This is a genomic window from Clostridium sp. Cult1, from assembly GCF_021655095.1.
In the GTDB taxonomy this organism is placed as follows: Bacteria; Bacillota; Clostridia; order Tissierellales; family Tepidimicrobiaceae; genus Schnuerera.
The window spans coordinates 2,602,373-2,615,110 of sequence record NZ_PPXW01000001.1; the positions used below are offsets into that span (position 1 = coordinate 2,602,373).

A 12,738-nucleotide genomic window follows, 5' to 3' on the forward strand; every position below is an offset into this window, starting at 1 on the left:
TAGAAGGCCTATTAAATTTACCCTTTTTTAGCTAGAATTGATTGAAATATTTATTAAAAATTTTTAAATTTACTATTGACAATTCTTAGCTGGACTTTTCTTAATTAGACATTTTTAATGAATTATATTTTATTAGACTATCTTGTCTCGGATATCAGAAAATTCTAATTTTATTTTATTCTACTTCAGAATATTTGTCAAGGAATTTATTCCGTTTTCGAATTTATGTTGTTATATTTTTCTTCTCCCTATAGAATAAAGTTATAATATATATTCCATAATAGAATGTTAGGAGAATTGATAATGGATGTTGGCAAAAGGATTAGAGAATTACGAAAACAACATAATATGACTACCAATGAATTAGCTAATTTATGTAATACAACCCAACCTGTAATTAGTAAATTAGAGAATGGACATAGGATTCCAGATGTACCAACCTTAAAAAAGATATGTGAAGTTTTTGATATTACATTAGCTGATTTTTTTGCACCGGAGGGTATGACAAGGCCTGTGGAGAGTGATTTAGAAGAGTTATTAAATAGTGCTAAAGAATTAAGCCCAGAACAAATCAAGAGCCTATCTACTTTTCTTAAAACTATTGTTAATAAGAAATATAAATAGAAAAAATCATTCGTTTCCCTCTTGGTAGTAGAAACTAAATTATGTTTTTAAGAAATAAAGTCCTCTTATCTAAAAAAATAAGTTTAAAGTCAGAAAGGAAAATTTAAACCAATAGTCGTACCTAAACAGCCTAGAGATGTATCTACTATAAGAGAATAAACTTTATACAAAAGGTATTACAACAAGAGATATTCATTAGCAAATAAATGGGCTTTACTGGATTAAATTATCATGCAATATAGCTAGTAAAATAATAGACAAAACTATTCTCAAATAAGTCAATGGGTAAAGAGTTATATTAGGTATTAACTTAGAAGTGTATAAAGCTGCAAATGGAGAAGTAGGATATCAAAAACTATTAGAACTTGGAAAAATGAGAAAAAACATCCATATGCTATAAAAAATTGAGATATGAATTAAGATTTTACCATAATCAATTACTAATATTCCTTAAGCTAGAGTAGAAGGCTAACTTTAAAAAGGAGCACAGTTACATTTATATCAATTAAAATTTAATTTCTGGTTAATATTTTTTAATGGTACATAATTGTTATTAATATATCAAATAGTGTGGGACAGAGAGGTCTTGACCTCTCTGTCCCATGACCTCGCTGTCCCATCACTAATTATTAATCTTTATAGCTCCCCCACCTATGGCATAATATTTTCCTGCACCAATTATATTTATAATATCTAGTAAGTAGGAGTCTGGTACTGTTTCTTTAAACTTTATTGTGCCAATATAACCTTCTTGTATGAATCTATTAGCTCCTAAGTATAAAGGGTTTTTAATTTTAAATTTTATTGCATGAAATTCATATGAATTGTTTATAGGTTTAATTGCTTTATCTGCTATATTATAAAGTTTGTTTAATTTATCTAATTTCTCCTTTTCCTTTGTAAATATGCTTTTATTTATATCTATTGGAGTTAATATTTCAATACTTTTTATGCTTTCATTACTTTGTATTTCGGCCAACTGTTCTATAGATCTATTAATTATTACAAACTTATATTTTTCCTTAAAAAGCCCTCTAGCCTCAAACTCCTTTAATGTATATTCTAAAAAATCCATATGTTTTGCTGCATCTCCAAGAAAGGTAAACTTCAACTCTAACTCATCTTCAGTTTTCAGAGTCTTTTTAGAAAAAAGCGGTCTTTCCACTATAACAGGCATATTTTCTATAAATTCAAAATCCCCAGCTGACATATAATAGTACAAACATTTAGTATTATGGTTACAATTTCTACATCTCTTATCTATATTGATACATAATATATTTTTAAACCTTTTATAAATTGCTTTTAAAAAAGCGATTTCTGGTTCTTCTTTAAAAGTTATTTGTTCTAAAAACTTTAGTTTATATTTTACAATCTTTATACGTACCATACCTATTTATCAACCTTCTCAAGAATTGTAAATCCCAATAATTTTGGCGATACTGATGGATTAACAAACATTCTTGTCTTTGGAAATTCATAATTTTTATTATATCTATAGGGCTTTGCTATATTTTTAATTTCTTGTGTATAATAATCCCTGTCCAATTTTTTAATTGCCAAAGCTACTGTATTAGATTTATACCCTTTTCCTTTTCCTATTCTAAGTACTGGGGAGTCTATGCTGTTTTTTGCCTTTATTTTCTCCAATGTTTCAATCGCTTCTTTAGCATTAAACAATGGGTGTTCATTAATTTTATAATATTCTAATTCATCTTCAATAATATCTTTTGAATATTGGTATAGTACTCTTACTAATTCTTCTTCTTTAAAATACTTGATTATTTCCTGATTATATTTTTGAACTAGTTTTTCATGTCCTCTAATTTCAAAGTCAAACTGTTCGCTCTCATTACCTTCCTGTATTGTTTCTATAACATTACCAGGAATAAAGTTCTCCACATTATATATTGTTTCGTCGTAGATACCTACTTCTTTGTTAAACATATTTACATCCTTAATTCCTAAAAATTTAAATGGATCTTGGAATATATCCTTACTTAACCAACCGTTTTGAACACCATATATAATATAATCATCTATTGTAAAGCGCCTTCCCCTTGTATTTAAAAATTTAACTGCATCTTTTATATATTCAATCCCCTTATCAAGCAGGTAATCGTATAATATCCCAGTCCTAATTACTCCTTTTATAGTAGAGCCAGGTATATAAGGGCCTTGTAGATTTATCATTGTTCTGTGTATTTCTTGTCCTGATAAATCTTCTGTATAATTATTACCTTTAGTTTTATATTTGTCTACTACAGATTCATCAATTATCCCTTTATCTATATAATAATCTAAAGTCTTATTATATTCCTTTCTTCTTCCACCTAAAGATGCAAAATTTCGCAACAATTCATCATTTAATAGCTCCTGCTGTTTTACCGATTGAATTACATCCATTTCATCGAATATTAGTACTTTATCATCCTTTACCATATAATTCATAGCTTTTATAACTTCTCCACTATGTATATGAATTGGTGATAATGCTTTAAGTATATATGCCATTTCTATCACCTACCTTATAAGAAAAAACCTAGACCATTATGTCTAATTTCTTTATTGTTTATCTCTTTTACTATAGGGAGCCTGCCGTAAATCTCTTTATTCTGTCTTAAAACAATCCTTGAGCCTTCTACTATGTATCCAATCTGGCTTTTTAGTATATCTTTACCAAAGAAATCATGTCTGCTTTCAATCTTATAATTACCTATGGATATATTGTACATGCTTTTTTCCCAATTAATTTCTTCATAATATGGGATATATTTTGATAACAGCACATTTTCTTCTATATTCTTTGTATAGTTAAAAATTCCTTCATGAATCACCTTAAATCCATTTACTCCTATACTTCTATCTCCACCAATAGCATTGTCAGACATGTATCTAAATACAGGTGAAAAGTAGTCTATATCTTCAGTTTTGATTAAAAAATATAGATTAGTATTAGGTTTTAGAAAACTTCTATTATAATAAAATAGTTTCCCCTCATCTGTAGTACCACTCATTCTATTTATAAAATTTCTTCTGCTGTTTTCCTCATAATAGTCTATGGCACCTATTTTTTCATCTTTGTATTGAAGTATACTTTCAGAAATGTGGAATTTCCCTTTTCTTGTCAATATATCTTCTACTACTTCTTTTCTATCTAATTCACCTTCTAAATAATCTTTAAAAACTTTTTCTGACATATATTCCATTTTGTTCAGCTGTTTACCTCTGATAGCTAGTTGACTACTTTCAATATCCATTTTGTTTCCTATATCTATAATCTCTTCTAAGGTAGCCCAGTTCATAACAGGTGCTTTGAAGAGTCCTTTTATAAAAGATGAGGATACTACAAATTTATTTTTATGATCTATAAAATTATTTAACAACTCCTCTAGTTCATCTTCTCCATACAATTCCCGAATAGACCAACACATGGCACCAAATATAGTTTGTGAGTCGGGAAGTGTAGTCATGCTACCATAAGGGGTAAGGCTAATTTTATGTATGTTCATACCTATCACCCCTTATTATATTATGTGTTCTATTATTTCTTGTTCTTTCTTTCCAAGATAATAATCCCTATCTCTTACATAGATCTTCACATCTTTAAACTTTATTTTCCCAGCACCTCTAGAGCCACTACCACCTAGGTAGTTATCTTGCAATAGCCGCATCCCTTCTAAAAGAAGATCTAATAATCTTTTATCTTCCTCCACATATTGGGTCAACACTATCTCACCCTTGAATTCTGCACCCTTGGGAACCCTTTCAAAAAATCTTGGAGTAGCCTTTGAGGTCAATCTATCTATACTATTTTCAGCCTTAATTTCAGTAAATATATTTTCCCCTAACTGGGATTGAAGCATTTCTTTGCTCTCTTCTGTAAGATAAGCATCCCTAACTATGGCCCGTGAAACTAATATTTTTTCCTGAACATTGTCATTTTTTTTATCTTTTGGTATGCTACCTGGTGATACTCCGAAAAGCTTACATACATCATATTTTGCGTCATTTAGTACTTGTCCTTCGTTTTGAATCAACACTTCCGGTGCTTCTTGCCATTCTAAAAGACTTCGCATTTTCCCTTTTAATGATGATCCAGGTATATAGGGTTCATCTGTTATAGGGTTTTTAACTACAGGGTTGTCTATTCCCCCTATATCGAAAGATATATTTCCCGCTTGTATTTGAAGACCCGTCTCACATTCTAAAATATATTCAATAATATATCTTTTAATCATTGTGCACCCTCCTTAAATTAGCTTCCCATTTTAGAATAAGCTACTACTGCAGTATAAAAACCTACAAAGCTTTTGTAATCTTCTTTATCCTTTATTTTATTTGGCGTAATACATTCCTTCATTAGATTATAAAATGGTGATGGGATTAGACCTCTTCCTCTTGCATAAGCAATCTGAGGCATTATTAAAAGTATCTGATTCATTTGTTCATTAGTTAACTCATTTTCTTTGTTTCTGTTTACACTTTCTTCTATAGTTTTTAGTTGGGTAAATATTTTTCTTAATTGATTGGAATTCATTGCTTTTTCATTTAAATTTTCTGCCGTTTTGTAAGCCCATCCATCAGGTAGTGCATATTTTTCCGGAATAAATACTTCCTTTAGAGATTGTGCCCTTTCTATCTCAGATATTAAACTATCAATAGGGCTATGCCTTTTATGATTAGATCTTCTCCCCTGTCTTTGTCTAGTCATATTAATCCTCCTTTACATCTCTAGTTTTCATTATTGCTATCATAAGAGGATATTTTATAAATTCTATTTCACTATCCTCTATGTGGGGTGTAATCAACCTTCTTATCATTTCGCTTTTTATTTCCTCTTCTCGTATGTTTCGTGAAAGGGAATAGGCTATTTGTGGGACTAAATCAAAATCTATATTTCCCTTCCTTTTAATATTTTTACTACCTACCATAATATCATGGGCAAGATTTCTAGATATATATTCTTTATTAATCCAATTTGCATACTCTATACCATCCTCTACTAGTTTATATACATTATACTTGCCTTTTTGCCAGCTAAAGGCTTTATTTAAAAGTGATAGAGCATCTTTCCCCTCATATTCTTTAGCATATTCCAAAGCTTTTTCACCTTCATACAAGGTTATTCTAACTGGCGCTTTAGAATCGGTTATATATATGCCTCCAGATATGGTTATATTAGGATTATAGCATGTGAATTTACTCAAATGCTCCTTTATTTCGATGGCCAACCTTATAGTCCAATCCCATGGACCTATAATAACCAAATCATCTCCACCAGAGAAATTAATATAAAATAGATTGTCCATTTGAACTTCTTGGGGGTTTGCTATAGTAATATATTCATCATATAAATTTTCACATATTTTATTGATATATCCGCAAAAAAACAAATCTATCATTCTACTTAGGGTGGATATTCTAGCTATGCTTTTGTTTTCTTCTTCAAATCCAGTTGAAAATATGGTTCCTAAATTATCTATATCCATTTTAAGCACTGCAATTTTCTGATCCCCTTCAGCTAAAGGAGCCATGTCGTTAAAGGATGCTACTACACCTTTTTTAAGTGGCACAGTATTTCCTACAAATTTGATTCTACCAAATTTACCTGTGCCATTTATATTTTCTACCAAAAACCCAATGTCTGAATCTTCCAGTTTAGAATAAAAACATACTTGTCCCATAGAGCCAAAGCTTACCCTTACATCACACTTTTTAATTTCTCCTTCAAAGTCATAGACTATATATTTTAATCTATCTTTAACCAACTTTTCTCCCAAACTAATATGGGTATTACATTCTTCGCATAAGATATTATCTATGGTTGCCTTATGCTGATAGCAGTATATACAAGGATTTTGGAGTCTACTTTCTTGTATGAAAAACTTATCCTTTTCCATATTAATTATGTTTACAAATTTTTGATTTTTAGCTTTCGCAAGTTCCTCTTGTAATTTAGTTAAAGAATTGGAATAATCTTTTATACCATTATCGTTTATTTCAATATGTGCAAAAACTAATCCTAATCTTACCCCGTGTTTTTTGTAAAGATGTTGCTGGATTTCTGATTCTATTTCAATGAGCTTTTCCTTTACTTCCTTGGTATTGGGAAGAAGTATCTGAAAGTTTCCTCCTCCACAATATAAAATATTAGAAATATTCAAGCCAAGCTCTTTAACTATGTATTTACTAACAAAGTCTATGAGAACATTTATATAGAAGGATTTTCCTCTTAAATTTTTAGACACATTTTCTTTAGTTTCCTCTCCTTCTGTTACTTGATATATAAAACTTTGAACACCTGATACATCCCCTGCAAGGAGTATAAATCTATTTTCTTCTTGTTCACCTCTTTGGTAATATTCATTTAAGCATGTAGCTATTGCTGATGTAGTTTTTAGGCTTTCAAAAAGGCTAATATCCTTATATTTGCTCATTGTACATGGAACAAATGTGGTGTGTTTTTCAAGTATATAGTAGATTTTATTATATGCTTTTTCTTTATCTTTTAAATTAGATACATGCTTACCCTTTATCTCCCATTCAATTTCCCTTTCTAGCTCTTTAAATATATGTATATATTCATCTGTTAGGTCTTGATTTTTAAATTCTTCTTCTTTTTTAGGAAAGATATTGTTTGATATATCCATTGGAGTTAGTGGATAGTAGTAGTTTTCCTTGTAATACTCTTTACCTATATTAATATTTTGAAATATTGAATATAGCCTTTGTTTTTTAACCTTGCCATTATCTTTACTTTCTATATTTTCATCCATATCCAAAGATAGACTACTTGCTTCATGGAGTACTTTATTTATTGAATCCTTTGTAATAGATAAGCCAATTGATTTTAGCAGATGATTTTCTATTGGGATCTGCATTCTATTGGATACTTGGTTTAGTCCACAAGTTAGTGCAGCAAGGGCTACATCATAATTGTCAATCATCCCTCCACCTCCTAAATTTTATTATCTTATATTAATATTTTCTAAACATCACGTGTTTAAATTCCCGTGATATTTTTATAGTCTCGCCTGTTTTTTCTTCTACTACATTCCTCTCTGTAGTTGCATAAATTGGGGTAATATCCTTAGAAATACAATAATCTACTATAGATACCGTTGCACCAAAATCTCCCTGTATTAAAGCATAATCTCCAGGTTGACCTTTTTCATCTATCCATCTTTTAAAATCCTCAAGATATTGGCTTAAATCTTCTATATGTGGTGGAATATTTGCCCACTTATCTAAAAGTTCAATATCTGGTTTTATAAATTTGGATACATTAAATCTTTCTATTGCTTCCTTCTTTTGCCCTTCCGTTAGTTCATGGGAAAATATTAATAATAATTGCTTGTCCTTTGATTGCTTATCATCGTTGGATTCACTATACAATATAGATTCAGCCCTATGGATAAAATTTTTTAAGTTATCACTAAAAGTGTTCTGCCTTGCTGCATCCTTTCGCCATCCTGCATGATTTATGTCATTTCTTATATTACTAATATTGTAAATCAGTGTAAATAATTCTTTGGCATCTTGTTTGCTTAGGTCTAAAATTTCATGATCAATCTCAGCATTCTTTTTTTCTACATCACAGGCATAGCTTGTAACTTTGCTCCTATCATTTTTATCTAATTTATCTAAATTCCACTTTTCACAAACATAATTTATAAGGCCTTCTTGTAATATTGTAAAACCTTGTTGATACATTCTGTTTTCATGGCACCATTTGGCTGTTTCTATTACATTTGTATAATCATCAGTAGTACTAAAATTATCAAACCTTTTTTTAACCATTTCCATTATAGGGCTTAGAGGTTTTATCCTTTCATGAGCTGCATTTTCCACTACAGTATGGATACTTTCCTTAAGGGAAGATATTGCAACGGTAAGGTTAGGCCCTCTACATGTAGCTACAGCATTACTAAAATTGTTCATAGATTTAGAAAGATCTCTTAGTGCATTGGGATCCCTAAATAAAATGGATTTGTCTAAATTTGATTCAGAGACCTTCCTACCTATTTTCTCGTTTATTTTTTTAGTTTCTAAGATAGTTAAATCTTTTACCAAAGATGCATCCCCTGTGGCTAAATATCTATCGATTGCAATAGTCCAATCAAATAGATTTATAAAAGATGTAAGATCAAATATAGGTGCATTTCTTTCTTGTATATGAAGTTTTTCTACTTCATGTACATATCCTAATACATCAAAAGCTCCATAATATATGGCTTTAAGACTGCAGTTTTTTACAATACGTACATAGTTTATTACTATAAATGTTAGCATAGGCAAGTATCTGAAAGAATGAGTGATGTCTAATATTATTTCATCTTCTTTCTCCAATTGATTTAATATTGCATTAAATATCTCCCATAACTCCTCTTCATTATGTCCTTCAGGTATCATTACATTTTCCACGGGAATGTGGAATTTTTTAGATATATCAGCCAACTCCTCATTTAATCCTGGTCTAGTATCACTATATGCATTTACTATCCAATTTTTATTGTAAGCATCTTCTGTTGTATATATAGTTATTTTGTCAGGTACTATATCATTTTTGGCTAATATTTGTATCAAAGCTTCTTGGATGTAGCAGCAATCGTTTGCCTTATGTTCACCAAAATAATAATTACAGGGTATATACCGATTAGTCCCTAATAAGGATATAAATTTTAACATAATTATTCCTCCGTTATATATTTATATATTTCTATGCCTTTTTTAAATAAGGCTTCAAAATGATCCTGTTGTTCTAGGAAATTTTGGGTTCCTCTACTTCTCGACCCATGAACAGCTGCATTTCTAGTATATTCTATATCGAAGTAGGTTTTTATTTGGTCTTTATCTTTAAATACAGTGTTTTTATTTCCTTTTAAAAATTTTCTAATTTCTTCATGCTTATCATAGTCTTGTCCGCTTTCAAAACCATACTTTTTACCAATGGCTATGATAAGCCCCTCGTATAAAAGTATTAGGGATTTTAAATATTGTTTCCTATGGAAAAAGAATTTTGATCTTTCTACCATTCTTTTATGTAATGATGCGCCTATAAGTGGTTCTATTTCTTTATTTATGTATTCTGCTATTTTCCCTTTATGATTATTTCCCTTCGATTTTTCCTTTAGATTCATATTGATTGTTTCCAAATCGGTTCTTGGTTGTCTGTTCATTTCAAGCCAAAAATAAGTTTCATCTGTTTTAGAGATATTTAGATCTTCCAAAATATTGGGAAAATATCCTGAATAGTTAAATACTGCGATATTTTCGGCATATGAGACTAAATTATTGATAAAGTCAATTTTTAATATAGGGGTAGGTTCATTTTGGTTTGTCCTACTTGTCTTTAGCTCAAAGGCACCGTAGTATACCATAATATCAGATATATTCTTGATATGTTTGAGTGCCATTAATGAGAAAGCAATTATAACGGGCATATGTCTAAAGGCGTGAGTTATATCAAGAACTACTTTCCTTTCAGTGTCAGGAATTTCATGTATCATATGATCTATGTATATCTGATAATCTAAAGGATCTACTAAGATTAAACTCAGCCCTGGCACATATTCTTGAAGAGCCCGTTCCCATTGGGAGAGTAAGGATTGGGAGATACCTTCATTTTTTTCATCATATACTGTATCATATAATTCAATCATGTCATCATGGTGTTTTTCATCAACTACATAAAGAAGCTCAGACCAGGTGGATCTATTGGTTCCAAATATTAACCATGTATCTATATCGTGACCTTGTTTTTTAAGAATTTTGTATAGAGCAAAGCCAAAGAAGGAAGTGTATATAGTATCTTTCGTTTCATCATAATAGTATTTAGTTCTTATGTATCCTTTAGTTTCTTCATCGGTTTTCCCTTTGCCTATTAGCGAAATTAATGTGGTCAAGTTATTTGACATATAATCACCTCGGTAAAAAAGTCAAAACCTTGTCATTTAAATATTATTGTAACATTTTGTACCAATAAATTCAATTTATATACATATATAAAACAAAAAACTTCCTATGAAAGGAGGTTTTTATGCCAAGATTTATTACGATTCCTAATAGGTAGACTATAAACTCTGTTTCTCCAGTAAGCCCACCGTTGGTTATTATGAGTTTCAATTCCTTATAGGTAGTCTATCAACGCTGGAACAATTTTCTTAAAGCGGCAGGATTAACAGATTTCAATTCCTCATAGGTAGTCTAGTAACGTAAATGGATAAGGTTGTAAGTAGAGGAGACGGTACATGTTTCAATTCCTCATAGGTAGTCTAGTAACCATATTTTTCAGCCATACCCATTCGGGTAGGTTTGTCGTTTCAATTCCTCATAGGTAATCTATATACGTATCTCTATAGCTGCCTACCATAAAGTAATCTTTAGTTTCAATTCCTCATAGGTAATCTATATACGGAACAATTGCAGCAGGGTTACCTATATTGGCAGAGGAGTTTCAATTCCTCATAGGTAATCTATATACCAGTTATTTTTGGTAAAATTATCAATATTACTTCATAGTTTCAATTCCTCATAGGTAATCTATATACTCATACCAAGGTAGGTAATCTAACATATTTGACAAGGTTTCAATTCCTCATAGGTAATCTATATACCGTTCTATGCTATGTAGGATCAATTTTATATACGTAGTTTCAATTCCTCATAGGTAATCTATATACGCAGTTATTTTATAAATATTATCAATATTACTATATAGTTTCAATTCCTCATAGGTAATCTATATACGAACGTCTTCATAGCCTTGTATGTCTTCTACAGCTTCGTTTCAATTCCTCATAGGTAATCTATATACTTACAACTCAAACAATCTTTACAATTATATATTGTAGTTTCAATTCCTCATAGGTAATCTATATACGAAGTAACCACACTAAAAGAAATACAGGATCAGATAATGTTTCAATTCCTCATAGGTAATCTATATACAGGGTTAAACAGTTTATAGGGAAAAAATAAAGTTTTGTTTCAATTCCTCATAGGTAATCTATATACTACACATAATAAATGGTTTGGCAACACATTTGAATAGTTTCAATTCCTCATAGGTAATCTATATACGCATTACCCCAGTCAAATTCATCTTTATGACTATATTGTTTCAATTCCTCATAGGTAATCTATATACGCTATAATAGTGTTAAGGTCGGGCAATTCGCCTGGAAGTTTCAATTCCTCATAGGTAATCTATATACTATAGGGCGTTTGCTATTTCTTTTGTACTAATTCCAGTTTCAATTCCTCATAGGTAATCTATATACTAATACAATCCAATATGACCAAATACAAGGGTACCAAGTTTCAATTCCTCATAGGTAATCTATATACATTATACTCCTTGATACATTCATCAATTGAAGACTTGTTTCAATTCCTCATAGGTAATCTATATACAAAAAACTATAGGAGGTAGAATTATGAAAATTGAAAATAGTTTCAATTCCTCATAGGTAATCTATATACCAGTTATTTTTGGTAAAATTATCAATATTACTATATAGTTTCAATTCCTCATAGGTAATCTATATACTTATTTTTCCACCAGCTGGAATAGTATGGGCATTGTGTTTCAATTCCTCATAGGTAATCTATATACAATTATACTGTTGTAGATGTTTGGGAATCGGATTTAAGTTTCAATTCCTCATAGGTAATCTATATACAGAACATATTAAAGGTTATAAGAAAATTTGACAATAGTTTCAATTCCTCATAGGTAATCTATATACGGATTTATGGGGAACCTTTCAACCTTTATAATCACGCGTTTCAATTCCTCATAGGTAATCTATATACGCTGTAACCATTGGAATCAAGCCATTTGTTACTTTGAGTTTCAATTCCTCATAGGTAATCTATATACTATGTTTAATATTATCTATTCTAAAACTGCTATTGGGTTTCAATTCCTCATAGGTAATCTATATACCAATATCTTATTGAGTGTGGGTACCAAGTGATAGATAGTTTCAATTCCTCATAGGTAATCTATGATATGTCAACACTTTTTTGGACATATTTTTACCGAACAATCTATATAAATTCCTATGAATTTGTTTGCAATTCTAAGATTATTTATTTGATCCAGTC

The 12,738-nt window shown here is 30.2% G+C and carries 9 protein-coding genes and 1 CRISPR repeat array; of the genes, 1 reads left to right on the forward strand and 8 read right to left on the reverse strand.

The window, feature by feature from the left end; translation table 11 throughout:
• Nucleotides 1-303: 303 nt before the first annotated feature.
• A complete protein-coding gene (locus C3E89_RS13170; RefSeq protein WP_236913398.1) occupies nucleotides 304-624 on the forward strand; it encodes a helix-turn-helix domain-containing protein in 321 nt (106 codons plus the stop codon).
• Nucleotides 625-1,246: 622 nt separating this feature from the next.
• Here the strand turns inward: C3E89_RS13170 and C3E89_RS13175 are convergent.
• From C3E89_RS13175 to csx2, 8 genes are read right to left on the reverse strand one after another with little or no spacing between them, the layout of a single operon-like run.
• Nucleotides 1,247-2,014 (reverse strand): hypothetical protein, encoded by a 768-nt coding sequence (locus C3E89_RS13175; protein WP_236913399.1) that lies wholly within the window; start codon nucleotides 2,012-2,014, stop codon nucleotides 1,247-1,249.
• Nucleotides 2,015-2,016: 2 nt separating this feature from the next.
• A complete protein-coding gene (gene csm5 / locus C3E89_RS13180; protein WP_236913400.1) occupies nucleotides 2,017-3,138 on the reverse strand; it encodes a type III-A CRISPR-associated RAMP protein Csm5 in 1,122 nt (373 codons plus the stop codon).
• Nucleotides 3,139-3,152: 14 nt separating this feature from the next.
• Nucleotides 3,153-4,136: a type III-A CRISPR-associated RAMP protein Csm4 gene (csm4, locus tag C3E89_RS13185; protein WP_236913401.1), complete on the reverse strand. Its 984-nt coding sequence runs from the start codon at nucleotides 4,134-4,136 to the stop codon at nucleotides 3,153-3,155.
• 15 nt (nucleotides 4,137-4,151) lie between these two features.
• A complete protein-coding gene (gene csm3 / locus C3E89_RS13190) occupies nucleotides 4,152-4,865 on the reverse strand; it encodes a type III-A CRISPR-associated RAMP protein Csm3 (RefSeq protein WP_236913402.1) in 714 nt (237 codons plus the stop codon).
• A gap of 17 nt (nucleotides 4,866-4,882) precedes the next feature.
• On the reverse strand, nucleotides 4,883-5,338 hold the full coding sequence (gene csm2, locus C3E89_RS13195; RefSeq protein ID WP_236913403.1) for a type III-A CRISPR-associated protein Csm2: 456 nt from the start codon (nucleotides 5,336-5,338) through the stop codon (nucleotides 4,883-4,885).
• A gap of 1 nt (nucleotide 5,339) precedes the next feature.
• Entirely contained in the window at nucleotides 5,340-7,574 is a 2,235-nt protein-coding gene (gene cas10, locus C3E89_RS13200; RefSeq protein ID WP_236913404.1) for a type III-A CRISPR-associated protein Cas10/Csm1, read from the reverse strand.
• A gap of 31 nt (nucleotides 7,575-7,605) precedes the next feature.
• Complete coding sequence (gene csx20, locus C3E89_RS13205) at nucleotides 7,606-9,315, reverse strand: CRISPR-associated protein Csx20 (RefSeq protein WP_236913405.1); 1,710 nt, start codon at nucleotides 9,313-9,315, stop codon at nucleotides 7,606-7,608.
• 2 nt (nucleotides 9,316-9,317) lie between these two features.
• A complete protein-coding gene (csx2, locus tag C3E89_RS13210) occupies nucleotides 9,318-10,544 on the reverse strand; it encodes a TIGR02221 family CRISPR-associated protein (RefSeq protein ID WP_236913406.1) in 1,227 nt (408 codons plus the stop codon).
• Nucleotides 10,545-10,745: 201 nt separating this feature from the next.
• Nucleotides 10,746-12,644: direct repeats of the CRISPR family, unit length 30 nt; unit sequence GTTTCAATTCCTCATAGGTAATCTATATAC.
• The last annotated feature ends 94 nt before the right edge of the window (nucleotides 12,645-12,738 follow it).